Source organism: Spiribacter curvatus (genome assembly GCF_000485905.1).
Classification (GTDB): domain Bacteria; phylum Pseudomonadota; class Gammaproteobacteria; order Nitrococcales; family Nitrococcaceae; genus Spiribacter; species Spiribacter curvatus.
This window is the reverse complement of sequence record NC_022664.1, coordinates 491,526-509,517: the sequence shown is the minus strand read 5'-3', so window position 1 is coordinate 509,517 and position 17,992 is coordinate 491,526. Positions and strand designations below refer to the sequence as shown.

Below are 17,992 nucleotides of genomic sequence, written 5' to 3'. Positions count from 1 at the left end.
CGTACCTACAGTGTACGGATTGCGCATGCAATCGACGAGGGGCATAAAAGCGATCAATACGGTATCCTCCGCAGCCATGGAACAAAATCATCTCTCTGACACGACTTTCGAGTCCCTTGGACTCCACGAATCCCTGCTCACGGGCCTGAAAGAGGCCGGCTTCGAGTACTGCATGCCGATCCAGGCGGCCGCCCTGCCGATCGCGCTGCAGGGTCGCGATGTCGCCGGTCAGGCCCAGACGGGCACCGGCAAATCGGCAGCATTCCTGCTGGCCACCATGAACTGGTTGATGTCGCATCCGGTCGCCGCCGACAGGATCGGTCCCTGGGCGATCATCATCGCCCCGACCCGCGAACTGGCGCTGCAGATCCACAAGGATGCGGAAAAGCTCGGCTGGTTCACTGGCATGGACTTCGCCTGTATTTACGGCGGCACGGGTTATGAGAGCCAGCGCAAGGCGCTGGAGCGCGGCACTGATATCATCATCGGTACGCCGGGTCGGGTCATCGATTTCTACAAGCAGGGCGTGTTCAGCCTCGATAACATCGAGGTCTGCGTGCTCGATGAGGCCGACCGCATGTTCGACATGGGCTTCATCGCCGACATCCGCTACCTGCTGCGGCGCATGCCAGCGCCGGACCAGCGCCTCAATATGCTGTTCTCGGCAACGCTCTCCGAGCGGGTCCGCGAGCTCGCTTACGAGCACATGAACGAGCCCGAGTCGGTCCAGATCGAATCCGACACGATCACCGCCGACCGCGTCCGCCAGACCCTCTATCATGTCGAGAACGATCAGAAGATCGGTCTGCTGATCGGTGTCCTGCGCGAGCAGGCACCGACCCGGACGCTGCTGTTCGTCAACACCAAGCGTGACGCCGACAAGGTGGCCGCCTATCTGATCGGTAACGACATCAAGGCGGCGGTCATTTCCGGTGATATCCCGCAGAACAAGCGCGAGCAGTTGCTGGAGAAATTCCAGGGGGGCGACCTGCCAATCCTCGTCGCCACTGATGTAGCGGCCCGTGGCCTGCATATCCCCGAGGTCAGTCACGTCATCAACTACGACCTGCCCCAGGATGCAGAGGACTATGTCCACCGCATCGGCCGGACGGCCCGGGCCGGCGCTGCCGGGGATGCGATCAGCTTCGCCTGCGAGACCTATGTCTACTCGCTGCCGGATATCGAGGGCTACATCGACCAGAAAATCCCCGCGGAAATGGCGCCTGCCGAGCTCATCGTCGAGGACCTCAAACCCGCGGCACGGACGAACAATCGCCGCAGTGGCAACGGCGCAAACCGCAGCCGCTCGGGCGGGAATGGCGGACGCCGGAGCGGCGGCAGTCGCAAGCGCAATGACTCAGCGCCCTCCGACGGCGATCAGTCGTAGTCGAACGAGTAGAAGACATCGAAGGCGGTCTCAGCGCCGCTGACCGCCTCCAGATACAGCTGGCTGGTGAGGTAGTAGCGCAGACTGACGGTGTTCTCCGGCTCGAAGACACCAACGCCGTAGCGCACCATCAGGTTGGGTGATAGATAGCCACTGACCGACACCTGGGCGTCGCCGCCCTGGCCGCTGGCCTCGAGCTGGAAGTCCTCGACGCCCAGATCCTCGGCCAGCGATTCACCCAGACGCCCGCCACCGAATACACCCAACGACAGGGCCGCATTGTTCAACAGCTCCTCCTCATCCGGGGAGGCCTGACCGGGTGGCCGCCCGGTCAGGAGCACCGAGAGGATGTCGGCCTGTGCCATCGCCGGGCGTGAGAACAGCTGCACCTGAGGATCATTGACCCGTCCCGTTACCCGAAGCCCGGCGACGATATCCGGTGCCTCCCGGATCGCTTCGATATCCAGCCGCGGTCGCGCCAGTGGACCGGCAAAGATCAGTCGACCCCGACGCACCTGCAACGACTGGCCATACGCTTCGTAGCTCGCGTCGATCAGGTTCAGCACGCCCTCCGCCTCGGCACCCGCGGTGCCGATCTGACGAAGACGCAGCGCGCCATCCAGCCGCCCCGTGGCACCGCGCACCGAGAATTCCACCGCATCCCCCAGCACCAGTCGCAGATCCGTCTCAAGGCTCCGGCCGCCGTCATTCGCTGCCGATGTGAGGGGCTGGCCATCGTCTCCCACCCGGACGGCATCGGGCGAGCGCCGGATGGCGCCGGCCGACGATCCGGTGGGCTCGATCCGAGCCGATGGAATGGTGACCGAGCCGGTCAGCCTCAGCGTATCCGGATTGATGGCGAGGGTGATGTCCGGCGTCACCGCCAGGCGGGCCAGGGTCCCGATACGCACATCGAGCGCCTCGCCGGTCAGGTCAACGGCGCCGTCCAGGGCGCCGGTCTGCCAGTCAAGCCGTCCATCAATAGCCCCCTGACCGTCGCCCGCCCGGAAGCCACCCTCGAGGGCTGCTACCTGGCCATCGATGTCGGCGCTGACGTTGATCTGCTCAAGCGGCAGCGCCAACGCCGCGGGAAGCAGGACGCCATCGCGCAGCCCGACCGATCCGCGAAAACGCGGCGCAGTCAGCGTGCCATCGACCGCCCCCTGGGCGCTGAGCAGCCCCTCGACACGGCGCAGTTGCGGTAGCGCCCCCGCCAGCGGCGCAATCGAGAGTCCATCGAGCCAGACCGTTCCCGTCAGGGGACGCTGCGCATCGCGCGGATCGGTCGCCACCGCAAAGCCGCCATCGCCGATCGCCGGAGACGCCAGCCCGACCCGCAGGCGTGCATTCGTCGGTCGCAGATCAGCATCGACCACGATCCGGTCATAGCGCAGCGTCAGTGGTTCATCGGCCTCGCGCTGCGGCACCTCGATGTGACTGGCCGGACTGACCAGGGTCACCCGGGCGGCGGGCCCCGTCTCGGCCTGCCACTCCAGCGTTGCTGTGCCCGTCACTGATCCGGGCAGGCGAAACCCGGCCGGCAGCCGGGGCTGCAACAGCGCGAGGGGCAACGCCGAGAGGCTGACCCGCAGTTGTGCCGCTTCCGGGCTGGCCACCAGTGGCTCGGTACAGGCGCGAACGTCCTCCCATACCCAGCAGTGACTTCCCAGACGCAGGGCATCGCGACTGACCGACAGTGATGGCGCACCCACCAGCCGAGCCTGCTCACCGTCCACGGAGACACGGGCGTCGCTCACTGCCCCCTGCCAGGCGGGTATCGCTGCATCCAGCGCACCGGTCAGATCGAGCTGCATTGAGGCCGATTCGCTATCCACGGCCAGCTCAATCCGATGATCATCGGGGCGTCCATCGATCGCGATGCGTGCGTTGCCAAGCGCCTCACCATCACGTCGCAGTCCGTCGGCCTCGAGGCTGGCCTGCCCGCCCTGACGGGTGGCCCAATCGGCTTCGAGCCGAGCACGGGTCAGTCCAATGCCTGCATATTCAATGGTATCGGCCGATACCGACGCCGTTACCGACGGCCGCAATGGATGGCCGGTGACACGGAAGCGACCCGTGAGTTCGCCACTCAGACCGGGCCAGAAGGCATCCAGCGCCGGCGCCTGCAGATCGCCCTCTACATCGATGGCATCATCGATTCGGGCATTGAGAGCAAGATGGCCCCCCGAGGCTTCAAACCGCGCATCCAGCCGCCGGGGGGCAGCCAACGCCGACAGCTCGAGCGCGAAATCCACCGAACGGGCGCCGGAGACCGAACCACTCATGGCGAGATCAGCGATCGATCCCCGCACGCGCCCCTCAACGCTCACAGCCTCGCCCGCCGTCAGCGAGGCAGCGGGACTCGCCTGCCAATCCGCGTCGACCGGCCAGTTGGCATTCAGGGTGACATCGGCCCGGAGCTCGGCCGTCCCCGCCTCACCCGCCAGGGCCAGGCGCTCAACAGTCAGTTGTTGGCCCACCAGACGGGCGCTGAGTGCGATCGAGGAGAGGCCGGCGGCCAGCGGCTGATCGCCACGCCGCAGCGCCAGGCCATTGATCGTGACACGATCGAGGCTAACGTCGACGGGGGATTGCACGACCGGCAGCGGGATATCCGCCGGGATCGCCTCAAGGGGATTGGCCTTCGGCGCCGGATCGGCGCTGGGAGGCCTGGCGTCAACCGCTGGCAGATCGAGCCGGACCCCCTCAACCGCCAACTCGTCGACACAGACACGCCAGCGCAGCAGGCACCCGGGCGTCCAGTCCAGCCTCAACGAATCCACGGCGATCTGGCGGCTGTCGCTCGCCCAACGCAGATCGGTGATCGAGACACCCTCCCACAGGCTGCCCGAGGTCACCGTGACCTGGAGAGCCGGCACCATCGCCTCGGCGCGCGCGGCAAGCCAGCGGGCGCCATCGGTGGTACTGATCAGCCAGGCGCCAGACAGTGCGGCAACCAGGACGAGCGTGATCAAAAGACTGCGTAGACGCGGCATCAGAAGGGTGGACCGATGGACAGATGGATGCGGAATGGGACGTCTTCACGGCTGACGCCCCAGGCGAAGTCGAGCCGCAGCGGACCGACCGGCGACGACCAGCGCACGCCAAACCCGGTACCGACCTCTGGATCAAAGGCATCAATCGCCTCGTAGGCGTTACCGCTATCGACAAAGCCAGCCAGCCGCCACTGCCCAGTGATCGCGTAGCTGTACTCGGCACTGGCTGTGGTGAGATAGCGGCCGCCGGTCACCTCGCCACTGGCGTCTTCCGGTCCCAGACTGCGATAGGCGAACCCGCGCACACTCTGGTCACCGCCGGCGAAAAAGCGCAGTGAGGTGGGTGTCTGGGTAAAGTCGCTGGTCGCCATGCCACCCAGATCGGCGCTCACCTCGAATCGATGGACGTCGCGCAGCGTCCGCAGCCAGGTGTTGCCCAACCGCAACCGGGCGATGTCCACATCCGAGAGCAGGTCCTCGCTGGCGACTTCCAGCGAATAGCGTTGATGATCGCCCCAGTCGGGATCGACACCGCCCCGGGAGCGGGTCCGCGAAAAGCGGATGCCCGGCAGCAGCAGGCGGCTGCGCCCGGTATCGAGGCCTGCGGTGAAACGCTCGGAGAGCGCGCGCAGCGACTGGGTCCGCGTCCAGCCGGAGGTGAATGTCTGGCGGCGCCCGACACGCAGACTGTAGCGCTCACTGCGGCTGTCCTCGATGTCCTCGTTCTGCCAGGCGGTTGTCACCGACAAGTGATCGTTGACCGGATCCGCCAGCGGGATCTCATAACGGGCGTTCAGGCCCTGACGGGCCGAAGACAGGCGAAGCTCACTGCTCAGTCGATGCCCCCGATTGTTGACATAGTGACGCTCGTAACCGAACCGCAGGCGCGGTCCCTCGTCAGTGGAGAAACCCAGTCCGGTGGTGACGGTATTGCGCTCACCGGTCACCACCTCGGCGCGGACCGGTATCCGTCCCTCGGAAGCCGCCTGACGCTGGGTCTCCACGACCGCGTCCTCGAAATAACCGCTCTCGAACAGCCGCTGGTTGAAGTCAGCCACCGCCTCGGCGGTGTAGGGCGTACCGGGCCGGAATGGCACCAGCCGCTCCAGAAACTGGCGCCGAAACGGTGAGGGTGAGAAGGTGACTTCCCCCAGCGCGTAGCGGCGGCCGGAATCCATCGCCAGGGTGGCATCCGCCCAGCCCCCGTCGGCATTGACGGCGAGCCGGGCCGTGGTAAACCGGTAATCAAAGAAGCCCCGCTGCAGCGCCTCATTGGCCATCGCCCGCTTGCTCGCCTCGTAGTCGGCATGATTGAGCGCCTCACCGCTGTGCAACGGCACGATCCCGCGGATCCGCGCCAGGCCCGGATCGTCGGCCCCTGCGCCGGTCACCTGCAGGCTGACATCACGCACCTCAACCCGTGGCCCCGGTGTCACGGTGACTGACAGGGCCCAGCCAGCGTCCACCCGGCGCAGCGTCACGTCGGCCTCCGCCTGGTAATACCCCAGTGCCTCGGCCGCGTTCTGCACCTGTTCGATGACCTTATCCCGATATAAACGCCCCGCCAGCTCCGAGTCGATGACGGTTTCAGTATCGATGTGTGCGCGGATGTTATCGGCAAGCTGACCCTCCGCCCCGGAGAGGGTGAGCTCGATCGCCGCATGGGCCGACCCGATGGTCATCATCACGCCCATCAGCACCGCAGCCAGGGTTTGATTCCGGGGCAGGAACATCCGCCCGATTCGGCTCAGAGACGTGGCGGCGGGCCTCCTGCCTGATCTTCACGAATGGCCTCGCAATCCACGCAGCGGGACGCCGAAGGCAGAGCCTGCAGTCGGGCAAAGGGGATCGGATCACCACAGTCGGCGCACCAACCGTAACCGCCCTGATGCCAGGCCCGCAGCGCCGCCTCATTGGTCCGAAGTGCCTCAATATGGCGATCGATATCGGCGTACTCGATATCGGCAAGCAGATCCACGACGGATTCGTCACCCGGATCGCGGACCCGATCGGCGATCTCCTCGGAGCGATGCAGGTCGGCGGCCAGTACCTCCCGACGGATCTCGGCCCGCAGCTCCGCCTGCTGCTGTTCCAGCGCCTCGCGGAGTTCGCGCCGCTGCTCTGCTGTCAGGTAATCGTCCATTTCCTCACTCCTCTTTCCATGGTCGCTAAGCGCTCTATCCGACACCTGTGAAATGGTATCCTCTTGCCATGAGTGAACAGGATACAAACACCGAAGAACACCACTTGCGTCTTCGCCATCTGCGGCTCTCGGATTACCCCGACGTCAAGCACATCATGGACGCCGTCTACCCGGATCTGGGCGGCGCCTGGACACGCAAGCAGTTCTCGGCGCAGATCAACCGCTTCGCCGAGGGCCAGATCTGCATCGAGGACAATGGCCGGGTCGTCGCTGGCGCCATTGCGATGATTGTCGATTACGACCGCTATGGCGACCGTCATCAGTACGACGACATCATCGGCAACGGCTATCTGACCAACCACGACCCCAACGGCGACGTGCTCTATGGCGTCGACATCTTCGTCGACCCGGAATATCGCGGCATCCGTCTCGGGCGCCGGCTCTACGATGCCCGTAAAGAGCTCTGCCGCAGCCTCAATCTACGCGCCATCGTCGCCGGTGGCCGTATGCCTGGCTACCGCTCTCATGCCAGCGACATGAAGCCGGAAGAATATATCGATCTGGTCCGGCGACGCGAGCTCTACGATCCGATCCTGTCATTCCAGCTCGCCAACGACTTTCATGTCCGTCGGGTCATCACCGCCTATCTGCCGGAGGACCAGGACTCTGAGGCCTTTGCGACACTCCTGCAGTGGGACAATATCTTCTACGAGAATGAGCGGGCGTCGCTGATCGGCGGCCGCAAGTCGACAGTGCGGGTCGGCACCGTACAGTGGCAGATGCGCCGGGTGACCAACTTCGAGGATCTGATGTCGAACATCGAGTTCTTCGTGGATGCCATGGCCGGCTACAACTCTGACTTCATCCTCTTCCCAGAGCTGTTCAATGCGCCGCTGCTCGCGCAGTTCAACCAGGAGGATCCGGCCGAAGCAATGCGCGGGCTGGCCCAGTACACCACCGAGATCGCCGATGCGATGAGCCGGATGGCAGTGTCCTACAACATCAATATCATCGCCGGCTCGATGCCGGTCTATCACGACAACACGCTTTATAATGTGGCCTACCTGTGCCGTCGCGACGGCACGATGGACACCCACTACAAACTGCATGCCACGCCGGACGAACGCTTCTACTGGGGTGTTCAGGGCGGCAATGCCCTCAAGGCCTTTGATACCGACGTCGGCCGGATCGGTATTCTCGTATGCTATGACGTCGAATTCCCCGAGGCCTGCCGGCTACTCGCCGATCAGGGCATGGAGATCCTGTTCGTACCGTTCTGGACGGATACCAAGAACGCCTACCTTCGGGTCCGGCGTTGTGCGCAGGCCCGCGCCATCGAGAACGAATGCTATGTTGCCATCACCGGCAGCGTCGGCAACCTGCCACGGGTGGAGAATATCGAGATCCAGTACTCCCAGGCGGCGGTTTTCTCACCCTCTGACTTTGCATTCCCCCATGACGGTATCGTCAGCGAGACGACTCCGAATACCGAGATGACGGTGGTGGTGGACCTGGATATGGACAAGCTCACCCAGCTCAGGGCCGAAGGGTCGGTCCAGAACGCCCGCGACCGGCGCCTGGACCTCTACCGTGTGCAGTGGCTCGACGACTGATCAGAAACTCTGTTTCGCCAGCCATGGCTGCATGCGGGCGAATGCCTCTTCGATGTTTTCCATCGAGTTGGAGAAACTGATCCGGATGGCGTTGCTGCAGGTATCCCCGAAGGCATCGCCCGGGATCACGCACACCCCGGTCTCCTCAAGCATCCGCAACGACAGATCGGTGGCGTCGGTATGCGGCGGCAGCGACGGGAAGATGTAGAACGCGCCCTGAGGAACGTACCCCGTGAGGTGCGGTGTCTCGCTGACCAGTTCCACCACCCGGTCACGACGGCGGCGATACTCCGCGTTCATGTCATCCACACAGGCCATATTGCCCTGGAGCGCGGCCACTCCAGCCCACTGCGCCGGCGTGCTTGCCACCGTGGTTGTAAACATATGGTAGCGGCGCAGCTTTTTGATCGCGCCCTGGCTGGAGATCATCCAGCCGATCCGGAAGCCCGCCATGCTGAATGTTTTCGAGAAGCTCGACACCGACATGACATGGTCGAGATCAGAGGCGCAGTTGATGACGCTGGGAAACTCCATTCCCTCATCGAGCAGGATGTGATCGTAGACCTCGTCGGCGAACACATAGACACCGCGATACGCTGCCTCCTGGACGATCGCCTCGATGGTCTCGCGCGGATAGACGGCCCCGCTCGGATTGCTCGGGGAGTTGAGCACGATCGCGAATGTGCGCATGCCAATCGCGTCGATCACCTCCTGCGGGTCGACCTGATGACCATGCTCCGGGCGCGTCGGAATCACCTTGACCTCGCCGCCGTTCATGCGGATCAGCGGCGCATACAGCAGGAACGTCGGGTCGGTGACGATGAATTGGCGACCCGGCGCCGCGGTTGCCGTCAGCGCCAGGTACATTGCCTCTGTCGCTCCCGTGGTGACGAGGAAATTATCCTCGGTCAGCGGCCGGTCATAGCGCTCACCGTAGTAGCGGGCCAGCTCACTGAGCAGTTCCGGCAGACCTGCATCCATCGTATACCCAGTCTTACCCTCGCGCAGCGCGTCGATGTTGGCATCAACGATGTGCTGCGGCGTCGGAAAGTCGGGCTGACCGATGGACAGATGGATAACGTCATCCATGCCCGCAGCGGTATTGATCATCCGCCGGATCCCGGGCATCGGAATCGCCTGCAGAGACGGACTGAAAAGCGGCGCCTCGGCCTGATCACCCTGCTCCATCTCAACCGGATTCACCATATCCCGATCCCCTTTTGCTGCGGTCTGGAAAACGTTGGACAACACACCGAAGCTATTCTTCGTCGATAGGTCGGTCAAGCCCCCTGTGGCGGCCATTTCGGGCGCAGTTGACCCGCTTGGGACCGGTGTATACCGTCCGTGCAATACGACGCTTTCGGAAAGGATCCGCGCATGACCGAGCCGCAGACACGAATTGTCGTTCTGACCGCCCCCGGCGAGGGGCTGCCGGCGGGTATGGAGCCGCTTGAGAATGAGGCCGAATTGCGCGTCGCGGAAGACATGGCCGGTCTTGAATCGGCACTGCCCGGTGCCAGAGTGCTGTGCGTGACCGACTTCCGCACCGACGCCCTTGCCGAGGCGTGGCCCGCCGCCGATCGCCTGGAGTGGATCCATGCCACCAGCGCCGGCGTTGATGCGCTCATGATTCCAGCGGTGCGTGACAGTGACATCCCCGTCACCAATGCGCGCGGTATTTTCGATCGCTGCATCGCCGAATATGTGCTCGGCCAGGTGATTGCCTTCTGCAAGGACTTTGCCGGCAACTGGCAGCTTCAGCAGGCTCATCGCTGGCAGCACCGCGAGACCGAGCCCGTGGCCGGTCAGCGGATGCTGGTCGTCGGCGCGGGGGCTATTGGGCGACGGATCGCGCGCACCTGTGGCGCCATCGGCATTGAATGCGATGGCGTCGGCCGCCGGGCACGGGCTGGTGACGAGGACTTCGCTGCCATTTATGCCCAGGCCGATCTGCTCTCGCTCCTGCCCGACTATGATTTCGTCGTCATTGCCGCGCCCCTTACCGAAGCCACCCGCGGTCTGTTCGGTGCGGCGGAGTTTGATGCCATGGCCGGGCATGCCCGACTGATCAACATCGGTCGTGGCCCGATCGTGCGGACCGAAGCGCTGGTGGACGCGCTACGGGACGGCGCGATCGACGGGGCTGCTCTGGATGTGTTCGAAGAGGAACCGCTGCCCGCGGACCATCCGCTCTGGGATCTGCCCAACGTCCACCTGTCCGCGCACATGGCTGGCGATTTCATCGGCTGGAAGAAAGCGCTGTCGGCGCAGTTTCTCGACAATTTCCGCCGCTGGCAGCGTGGCGAGGCCCTGAACAATACGGTGGACAAGGCCCAGGGCTTTGTCCCTGGAACCTGACACAGCGAACGAATCGAAACAGCGAGGCAGTTCATGATCGACTCTCACCTCCTCACCGTCTCTGGCGGCTACATCAATGGCGAATGGCAGATGGCGGACGACGGCCGGACCCTCGCCGTGACCAACCCGGTCGATCACGGCCACCTGGCGGACGTCGCTGCAATGGGGACCGATGAGACCCGACGCGCGATCGCGGCCGCCGAGGCCGCCCTGGCCCAGCCAGCCGATCTCGAGCAGCGCCGCTACTGGCTGGAGGCGATTGCCGAGGCGCTGACCCGGCATCGCGAGGAGATCGGCCGGATCCTGTGTCTCGAGCACGGCAAGCCACTGGCCGAGGCGCAGGGTGAGGCGGACTATGCCGCCGGATTTTTCCGTTATGCCGCCAGTCATATCGATGCGCTGGCCTCGCACACGCTGGATGAGCAGCCCCGCAACTGCCGCTGGCATATCCACCATCGGCCGGCGGGCGTGGTGGGACTGATCACGCCCTGGAACTTCCCCATCGGCATGATCGCCAAGAAACTCTCCTCTGCCCTCGCTGCCGACTGCGCCAGCGTGATCAAGCCGTCATCAAAGACCCCACTCACAATGATCGCACTGTTCACGCTGCTCGACCGCGAGGTCGGGCTGCCAGCCGGAAAGGCCAATCTGGTCCTCGGCTCCGCCGGTCCCGTTACCGATACGCTGTTTGATGCCGCATCGGTGCGTGTGATCAGTTTCACCGGATCCACTGAGGTGGGGCGGACGCTCATCGAGCAATCAGCGCCGGGGATCAAACGGCTGACACTGGAACTGGGCGGTAATGCCCCGTATATCATCTTCGACGACGCGGATCTTGATCATGCCGCCGATCAGCTCGTCAGCAACAAATTCCGCGGCGGCGGTCAGACCTGCGTGTGCGCCAACCGCATCTTCGTCCACCGCGATGTCTCGGCCGCCTTCGCTGAACGACTCGCCGAGCGGGTCAAGACACTGGCGATCGGTGATGGAATGGCGGCGGGCACCCAGCTGGGTCCGCTCATCGATGAGAATGCCGTGGCGAAGGTTCGCCGGCATGTCGACGATGCCCTCGCCAGGGGCGCCACACCGGTATTCCAGGGCGATGCCAGTGGACTGCCCGGGACCTTCTATCCGCCGACGGTACTGCTCGACGTGCCGGCGAATGCCGCCTGCTATCGCGAGGAGACGTTCGGGCCACTGGTCCCCATCATCACCTTTGGCGATGAGCGCGAGGTGGTCGAGATGGCCAACGACACCGATTTCGGTCTCGCTGCCTATGTCTTTACCGGCGACGAGACCCGCGGCCACCAGGTCATCAGCCGCCTTCGCTTCGGCCACGCCGCCCTCAATACCGGCAGCGGCCCTACCCCCGAGGCGCCGTTCGGCGGCATGAAACAGTCCGGCTTTGGCCGTGAAGGTGGACTCGAGGGGCTGTTCGAGTTCACCGAGACGCAGACGGTGCCGGTCGGTTAGCGGCCGCAGCCACCGGCCGCACCAGCAGGATCGCGACGGATATATAGGCCATCATCATTAGCGCAAGGGTTGGAACGTTCATACCGATATCAAGTAGAAAACCGATCAACACGGGGCCAGCGGCAGTGCCAAGCACCATCGCCCCGTGCGCCATCGCGCGGATGCCGCCCAGATGCCGGAGGCCATAGAGCTCCGGCCACAGGGCGCCCATAAGGGTCCCGGCCGTGCCGATGCACAACCCGGCGAGCCCCAGATACAGCGGTGCCGCCCAGACACCGGGGACGAACCCCACCACCGCCAGGGCAAAAAGCAGCGGCAATAGATAAAAGCCAAGCAAGCGCTGTGCACCGATTCGGTCGACCAACGGGCCACTCAGCAGCAGGGAGAGGACGTGCGTACTGGCGAATGCCGTAAACGCCGTTGAAACCAGCTCCAGGCTCCACCCCTTAGCCTCGGCGATGGGTACCTGATGGAAAAACAACGCTGTGATCAGGATAGGCGGTGCCAGCAACGCGGGCAGAATACGATAGAAGCGGCTATCGCGCAGGACCTCGGCCCGAGTCCAGTCCCGCCGTCCTGGCGCCGCGTCGAAAGACTCTTCCTCACCGGCAAGCGCATCCCCGGATCCCCTATCGCGGGACGAGTGGATCGAACGCCCCTCCATCCGGAGCAACGCGAGCGCGAGGGGCAAGGCAACAATGACGAGAACCAATGCCAGCAGCAGCCAGCTCCCGCGCCAGCCGAAGGACGCGATCAGCGCCACCACCACCATGGGCATCACCGCTTCAGCCGTCGGGAAACCAACCGTCACCATGCTGATCGCCGTGCCCCGGCCCGCCTCGATACGGCGGCCCACCGTGGTCTGCGCGACATGCACCATCAGCCCCTGCCCGCATAGGCGAAGCAGCAGAAAAGCCGGCACCAGCACCCAGGCCAACGGCGCCAGCGCAAGCAGCAGACCGCCCGCGGCTGCCCCCAGGATCACCCCAGCGGTAAACACGGGCAGCGGCAACCGATCAACGCCCCGGCCAACGCTGATCACCAGAAGCCCGCTCATGAGGGTAGCGAGCGAGTAGAGCCCGCCAAACTCGGCATTGCTGAGATCGAAGGTCGCGCGCAGCTCACCGCCGTAGAGCGAGATCAGAAACGTCTGACCATGCCCCGATAGGAAAACCATTAAAAAGCCGAACAACAGCAGGTATCGGTGGGTTCCAAGCCCCCGAACGGCCGAAATCATGCGCTAACTCCAAATGAAAAGGCCCGGGCAAAAGCCCGGGCCTGAGTTCGTGGGCTGGGATGAGCCCTGGGGTGTCTAGCCGGTATTGCGGATGGCTGCGTTCTGTTCACCGCCACCGGTCTCGACCAGTGCCGCCTCGAACTGATCCACTGCCCAGTCGATCTCCTCGGCGGTGACGATCAGCGGCGGAACCCAGCGAACCACATTACCGCCCCATGGACCGCAACGGATCATCAGCAGTCCCCGGTGCTCGCAGGCCTTGAGCATCTTCGCGCCGCGATCGCCATCCGGCTTGCCGTGGGCGTCGACGAGGTGAGTGCCGATCATCAGTCCCCGGCCGGTGATATTACCAATCTCCGGATGCCGTGACTGGACCTCTTCGAGCCGCTTGACCAGCTGCTTGCCACGATCCGCGGCGTTATCGACCAGCTTCTCGTCACGAATGACGTCAAGGGTCGCCAGGCCAGCCGCACAGGCGACCGCGTTACCGCCATAGGTCCCGCCCTGCGAGCCCGGCAGTGCCTTGCTCATCAGTTCGGCTGGCGCAGCCATGAACGACAGCTGGAAGCCACTGGCAACACCCTTGGCGGAGACCACCACGTCGGGCTCAACGCCGAAGTGCTCATAGCCCCACATCAATCCACTCCGGCCATTGCCGGACTGCACCTCATCCATGATCAAGAGGATGCCATGCTTGTTACAGCGCTCTTGCAGGCCCTGCATGAACTTGGTGTTGCCGGGGATGTAACCCGCCTCACCCTGAATGGGTTCGATGAGCATCGCCGCAGTCTCCATGGGCACGCTCTGGACCTGCAGGATGTAATCGAGTTCGCGCAGCGCGAAATCCGCCGCTTCATCCTCGCTGATGCCATACCAGTTGGTATCCGGGAACGGCGCCGTCACCACCCCACCCATCAACGGCTGGACGCCCTGACGGACGGCCGCGCTCGAGCTGGTGGTGGCCAGCGACCCCATGGTCCGACCATGGAAACAGCCCCTGAAGGCAATGATATTGGGCTTGCCGGTCGCCTGACGGGCCAGACGGATCGAGGCCTCGACCGCCTCCGTGCCCGCGTTGGAGAAGAACACGCTGTCGATGGAGTCAGGCAGCAGCTCAACGAGGCGATCGGAGAGATCCAGAATCGGCTGATGTTTCATGATCGCGTACTGGGCGTGCACGACCCGATCGATCTGATCCTTCGCCGCCTCCACCACGCGGGGGTGGCAGTGGCCGGTGCTCAACACGCCGATGCCCGACGCGAAGTCCATGTACTTGCTGCCATCCTCGGCGTAGACGTACATCCCTTGCGCGCGCTCGACCAGAATGTCACTGGACTGGCGCAGCAGCGGGGAGAGATGGTGGACGTTGTCATTCATGACACAGCCTCCTGGCTAATTAATTCATCATTCACAATACGCGAACTGGAAAACGATTTCCTCCTGGGTCGGACAGCGTCACGAGCAGTGGTATCCTCAAGCGCAGTAAAGGTAATGCGATCGGGAGATGGCGATGCAGAGTAATGAGCCGGTGATTTTCGAGCGTGACTGCGAAGCAGCACTGATTCCGGCGGGTGATAACGGCATCATCCCCCAGGGTGCCGAAGGCATGATCACGCAGGCCCTTGGCGGCAGTTATACCGTCTATATCCAGGGCAATCTGTTCCGCGTGGATGGCAAGGATGCCGATGCCATCGGCAAGGATCCCGAGCCGGCGCCGGAGTTACCGGAGAATGCCTCCGCCGACGATGTCGAACAGCTGGTCTGGGACCAGATGCGGCGCTGCTTTGATCCCGAGATCCCCATCAATGTGGTCGAGCTGGGACTCGTCTACCGCTGCGATGTCACCCTCAACGATGACGGCACGCGGTCGGTGGAGATTGACATGACGCTGACGGCGCCGGGCTGCGGCATGGGGGACATCCTTGCCTACGATGTTCGCGAGAAGGTCAAGCAGATCCCCACCATCGAGGCCGTCAGCGTGGAGATCGTCTTCGACCCGCCGTGGAGCTTCGAGATGATGTCGGAGGCGGCCAAGCTTCAGACGGGAATGATGTAACCCGCGCTGCTCAGCCCGCCTTCTGGGAGTCGCTGGCCGATCGCCCCGCCAGCGACTCAAGCGCGTCCACAGCCAGCAGCTCTACTTCGCGGCCCTCGGCGCGGATCCAGCCCTGATCCTGAAATCGCCGGAAAATCCGGCTCATCGTCTCCGGGGCGAGACCCAGATAGTTACCCAGATCACCCCGCGCCATGGAGAGTCGGAAACGGGTCGCCGACAGTCCCCGTTGACCAAACCGCTCGGAGAGGCTGAGGAGCAGAATGGCCAGACGCTCGTCAGCATTCCTGCGCGCCATTGTCAGGAGCATGTCCTGGTCGTCAGCGATCTCGCGTGACATCAACCGCAGCAGCTGGCGCTGCAGCCCAGGGATATCGGCCGCAAGATGCTCGAGCTGTTCGAAAGGCAGCTCACAGACACTGGTGGTCTCGAGGGACACCGCAGAGCACGGATGGGTCCAGCGATTGATGGCATTCAGCCCGACCAGCTCACCGGGCAGATGGAAGCCCGTCACCTGCTGATCACCGGACTCGGTCGTCGTGTAGGTCTTGAGCGACCCGGCACGGACCGCGTACAGCGCGCGGAACGCGTTACCTTCCTGATAGAGATGGGCACCGCGCTGCAGGACGGGCTGATGCTGGACGATACCATCAAGCATGCCGATATCCGCGTCGTCCAGAGACACCGGCAGGCAGAGCTGGCTCAGGCTACAGCCGGTGCAGGTCTGCTGCTGTCGGGTTACCGAGCTGTCAACCCGATCAAACATACTGGATACTCACTTTGCCCATGAGGAAGATGCTACACCCGGCTAATCGTCGTTGCCACAGCCTATCAGCGCTCGAAATGGCGATATCCAGTGGCCGCATCAGCAATCGGATGACCATCGCAGGTCATGCCCGCGCCGATGCCCACACCGCCAATGCGGCGGACCGGTGTCCGGCTGCGTCGTGCGGCGGATAATACGGCGTCGTCGGCGCTTGCGGGGGCCGTAAAGCATAGCTCGTAGTCATCGCCACCGCCGAGCTGTGCATCCACCGCCGGCGCCTCGCCAAGCCACTGGCGAAGCCGGGAGGAAGGGCGGCAGGCGAGCGTCGACAGATCGATCGCCACGTCACTGCGATCGGCAATATGGCCGGCATCGGCCGCCAGCCCATCGGAAATATCGATCGCCGCTGTGGCGATTCCCGTCAGGGCCTGCCCCAGTGCCACGCGTGGCTGCGGAGCGAGGAAGGCGCGTCGCAGTCCCCGCCAGCGCGCCTGATGGCGGTGGACTGCACTCTGCCAGACGCTCAGGCCGCCCATCGCATCACCGGGGTGTCCTGATACCCAGACCCGGTCACCGTCACGGGCTCCATCCCGGCGCAGCGGCGTGGCAGGTGCCCGACCGGTTATCTGAACACTGATGCTGAGCGGACCACGGGTGACATCGCCACCCACCACAGCCACTCCGTGGCGTGCCGCTAACGCGCCGAGACCATCGGCGAAGGCCGACACCCAGGCCTCATCGACATCCGGCAGGGTCAGGCTCAGTAACGCCCAGCATGGCTCGCCGCCCATGGCGGCGATATCGCTGAGGTTGACGGCAAGCGCACGATGACCGACCCAGTACGCACTCAGGTCACTCGGGAAATGCACGCCGTCAACGAGGGTATCGAGGGCCATGAGCAACGATTGACCCTGTGCCACCACCACGGCCGCGTCGTCACCAACGCCCAGCGTGACATCGCGCCGGTTCGCGCCGAGATGACTGAGATAGTGCCTGATCAGCGCGAACTCCGAGCGCTCGGCCATGGCTGTACCGCTCAGCGCCGGCGGCGCTTGCGCTCCTCCGCTCTCAGCGGTTGATCGCGGGCGACACGATCGAGCACACCATTGATGTATTTATGGCTCTGCTCAGCGCCGAACCCCTTGGCGAGTTCCACGGCCTGATCGATGCAGACTCGATAGGGCACCTCGAGCCGCTCCCGAAGCTCGTAGCTGCCCAGGCGCAGCAATGCCAGTTCCACGGGATCGAGGTTGGCGGCAGGACGATCCAGATAACCATCAAAGGCCGCGTCAAGCGATTCCACCTGCTCGGTCACTCCGCGGAACACTTCAGTGAAGTAATCCAGATCCATACGCCCGAGGCGATGTTCGCTGAAGAACTGACGCTGGACATCCGCCGGCTCACTACCGGTCATCTGCCACTGGTAAAGGGCCTGGAGGATGCGTCGACGCGCCCTCGCCCGCGGTCGATTCGCCTTCGGACGACTCACAGTTTACGCAGCAGGCTGACCATCTCGAGCATTGCCATCGCGGCCTCAGCGCCCTTGTTACCGGCCTTTGTGCCCGCACGCTCAATGGCCTGCTCGATGCTGTCGGTGGTCAGTACACCGAAGGACACCGGGATGTCCCGCTGCTGGCTCACCTGCCCCAGACCCTTGGTGCATTCACTGGCCACGTACTCGAAATGAGGCGTACCGCCGCGGATGACACAACCAAGCGCCACGATCCCGTCGTAGTGACCAGACCGCGCGAGGCGATCGGTGACCAGCGGCAATTCCCACGAGCCGGGCGCACGGACCAGGGTCAGCGATGCATCGTCAACCCCGTGGCGTACCAGGGTGTCGCGCGCACCGCTCACCAGAGAGTCGACGATAAAGTCATTGAATCGGGTAGCCACCAGCGCAATCCGCGCGTTGCTGGCCGTGAAATCGCCTTCGAGGGTCTTCATGCTGATTCCATTGTTTTTA

At 64.0% G+C, this 17,992-nt stretch carries 15 protein-coding genes; 5 read left to right on the top strand and 10 right to left on the bottom strand.

Features of this window, described 5'->3' with window-relative positions:
• The first annotated feature begins 76 nt into the window (after positions 1-76).
• Complete coding sequence (locus SPICUR_RS02505) at positions 77-1,387, top strand: DEAD/DEAH box helicase (RefSeq protein ID WP_023365729.1); 1,311 nt, start codon at positions 77-79, stop codon at positions 1,385-1,387.
• Here the strand turns inward: SPICUR_RS02505 and SPICUR_RS02500 are convergent.
• The 3 genes from SPICUR_RS02500 to SPICUR_RS02490 are packed head-to-tail and all read right to left on the bottom strand — an operon-like array spanning position 1,378 to position 6,526.
• Positions 1,378-4,383, bottom strand: a complete 3,006-nt coding sequence (locus SPICUR_RS02500) for a translocation/assembly module TamB domain-containing protein (protein WP_023365727.1) — start codon at positions 4,381-4,383, stop codon at positions 1,378-1,380. The genes SPICUR_RS02505 and SPICUR_RS02500 overlap by 10 nt on opposite strands.
• Positions 4,383-6,116 carry an autotransporter assembly complex protein TamA gene (locus SPICUR_RS02495; protein WP_023365725.1) on the bottom strand — a complete coding sequence of 578 codons (1,734 nt, stop codon included), beginning with the start codon at positions 6,114-6,116 and terminating at the stop codon, positions 4,383-4,385. Before SPICUR_RS02495 ends, SPICUR_RS02500 begins: the two co-directional genes overlap by 1 nt.
• A gap of 14 nt (positions 6,117-6,130) precedes the next feature.
• Positions 6,131-6,526 (bottom strand): TraR/DksA family transcriptional regulator, encoded by a 396-nt coding sequence (locus tag SPICUR_RS02490; RefSeq protein ID WP_023365723.1) that lies wholly within the window; start codon positions 6,524-6,526, stop codon positions 6,131-6,133.
• Between the two features lie 68 nt (positions 6,527-6,594).
• Here SPICUR_RS02490 and SPICUR_RS02485 point away from each other — a divergent pair, with 68 nt between their 5' ends.
• Positions 6,595-8,139, top strand: a complete 1,545-nt coding sequence (locus SPICUR_RS02485) for a bifunctional GNAT family N-acetyltransferase/carbon-nitrogen hydrolase family protein (RefSeq protein WP_023365721.1) — start codon at positions 6,595-6,597, stop codon at positions 8,137-8,139.
• Here SPICUR_RS02485 and SPICUR_RS02480 read toward each other — a convergent pair whose 3' ends face one another.
• Positions 8,140-9,345 carry a pyridoxal phosphate-dependent aminotransferase gene (locus SPICUR_RS02480; RefSeq protein WP_023365719.1) on the bottom strand — a complete coding sequence of 402 codons (1,206 nt, stop codon included), beginning with the start codon at positions 9,343-9,345 and terminating at the stop codon, positions 8,140-8,142. It abuts the gene before it with no gap.
• A gap of 171 nt (positions 9,346-9,516) precedes the next feature.
• Between SPICUR_RS02480 and SPICUR_RS02475 the strand changes: the two genes are divergently transcribed.
• Both SPICUR_RS02475 and SPICUR_RS02470 read left to right on the top strand, forming a co-directional pair.
• Positions 9,517-10,497, top strand: a complete 981-nt coding sequence (locus tag SPICUR_RS02475; RefSeq protein ID WP_023365717.1) for a D-2-hydroxyacid dehydrogenase — start codon at positions 9,517-9,519, stop codon at positions 10,495-10,497.
• Positions 10,498-10,530: 33 nt separating this feature from the next.
• Entirely contained in the window at positions 10,531-11,970 is a 1,440-nt protein-coding gene (locus SPICUR_RS02470; protein WP_023365715.1) for an NAD-dependent succinate-semialdehyde dehydrogenase, read from the top strand.
• Here SPICUR_RS02470 and SPICUR_RS02465 read toward each other — a convergent pair.
• Positions 11,939-13,207 carry an MFS transporter gene (locus SPICUR_RS02465; protein ID WP_023365713.1) on the bottom strand — a complete coding sequence of 423 codons (1,269 nt, stop codon included), beginning with the start codon at positions 13,205-13,207 and terminating at the stop codon, positions 11,939-11,941. The genes SPICUR_RS02470 and SPICUR_RS02465 overlap by 32 nt on opposite strands.
• Before the next feature lie 75 nt (positions 13,208-13,282).
• A complete protein-coding gene (locus SPICUR_RS02460) occupies positions 13,283-14,584 on the bottom strand; it encodes an aspartate aminotransferase family protein (RefSeq protein ID WP_023365711.1) in 1,302 nt (433 codons plus the stop codon).
• A gap of 127 nt (positions 14,585-14,711) precedes the next feature.
• On the opposite strand from SPICUR_RS02460, the gene sufT reads away from it, so the two are divergent.
• Positions 14,712-15,263: a putative Fe-S cluster assembly protein SufT gene (sufT, locus tag SPICUR_RS02455; RefSeq protein WP_023365709.1), complete on the top strand. Its 552-nt coding sequence runs from the start codon at positions 14,712-14,714 to the stop codon at positions 15,261-15,263.
• A 10-nt stretch (positions 15,264-15,273) separates the two neighbouring features.
• Here sufT and fnr read toward each other — a convergent pair whose 3' ends face one another.
• From fnr to ribH, 4 genes are all read right to left on the bottom strand, one after another.
• Positions 15,274-16,026, bottom strand: coding sequence for a fumarate/nitrate reduction transcriptional regulator Fnr (gene fnr / locus SPICUR_RS02450; protein WP_023365707.1), 753 nt, complete (start codon positions 16,024-16,026; stop codon positions 15,274-15,276).
• A 65-nt stretch (positions 16,027-16,091) separates the two neighbouring features.
• The gene (thiL, locus tag SPICUR_RS02445; RefSeq protein WP_023365705.1) at positions 16,092-17,051 is read right to left on the bottom strand and encodes a thiamine-phosphate kinase; all 960 of its coding nucleotides are present in this window, start codon (positions 17,049-17,051) and stop codon (positions 16,092-16,094) included.
• Between the two features lie 11 nt (positions 17,052-17,062).
• Positions 17,063-17,515, bottom strand: a complete 453-nt coding sequence (gene nusB / locus SPICUR_RS02440) for a transcription antitermination factor NusB (protein ID WP_076742128.1) — start codon at positions 17,513-17,515, stop codon at positions 17,063-17,065.
• Entirely contained in the window at positions 17,512-17,973 is a 462-nt protein-coding gene (gene ribH, locus SPICUR_RS02435) for a 6,7-dimethyl-8-ribityllumazine synthase (RefSeq protein WP_023365701.1), read from the bottom strand. The genes nusB and ribH overlap by 4 nt, the downstream gene beginning before the upstream one ends.
• Positions 17,974-17,992 lie beyond the last annotated feature (19 nt).

Bases quoted from the DNA above. Each gene is read 5' to 3' on its own strand.
- ribH (WP_023365701.1), bottom strand. From the start codon at position 17,973: ATGAAGACCCTCGAAGGCGATTTCACGGCCAGCAACGCGCGGATTGCG.
- SPICUR_RS02470 (WP_023365715.1), top strand. From the start codon at position 10,531: ATGATCGACTCTCACCTCCTCACCGTCTCTGGCGGCTACATCAATGGC.
- SPICUR_RS02495 (WP_023365725.1), bottom strand. From the start codon at position 6,116: ATGTTCCTGCCCCGGAATCAAACCCTGGCTGCGGTGCTGATGGGCGTG.
- SPICUR_RS02475 (WP_023365717.1), top strand. From the start codon at position 9,517: ATGACCGAGCCGCAGACACGAATTGTCGTTCTGACCGCCCCCGGCGAG.
- SPICUR_RS02505 (WP_023365729.1), top strand. From the start codon at position 77: ATGGAACAAAATCATCTCTCTGACACGACTTTCGAGTCCCTTGGACTC.
- SPICUR_RS02485 (WP_023365721.1), top strand. From the start codon at position 6,595: ATGAGTGAACAGGATACAAACACCGAAGAACACCACTTGCGTCTTCGC.
- SPICUR_RS02500 (WP_023365727.1), bottom strand. From the start codon at position 4,383: ATGCCGCGTCTACGCAGTCTTTTGATCACGCTCGTCCTGGTTGCCGCA.
- SPICUR_RS02460 (WP_023365711.1), bottom strand. From the start codon at position 14,584: ATGAATGACAACGTCCACCATCTCTCCCCGCTGCTGCGCCAGTCCAGT.
- SPICUR_RS02490 (WP_023365723.1), bottom strand. From the start codon at position 6,526: ATGGACGATTACCTGACAGCAGAGCAGCGGCGCGAACTCCGCGAGGCG.
- SPICUR_RS02480 (WP_023365719.1), bottom strand. From the start codon at position 9,345: ATGGTGAATCCGGTTGAGATGGAGCAGGGTGATCAGGCCGAGGCGCCG.
- sufT (WP_023365709.1), top strand. From the start codon at position 14,712: ATGGCGATGCAGAGTAATGAGCCGGTGATTTTCGAGCGTGACTGCGAA.
- SPICUR_RS02465 (WP_023365713.1), bottom strand. From the start codon at position 13,207: ATGATTTCGGCCGTTCGGGGGCTTGGAACCCACCGATACCTGCTGTTG.
- thiL (WP_023365705.1), bottom strand. From the start codon at position 17,051: ATGGCCGAGCGCTCGGAGTTCGCGCTGATCAGGCACTATCTCAGTCAT.
- fnr (WP_023365707.1), bottom strand. From the start codon at position 16,026: ATGTTTGATCGGGTTGACAGCTCGGTAACCCGACAGCAGCAGACCTGC.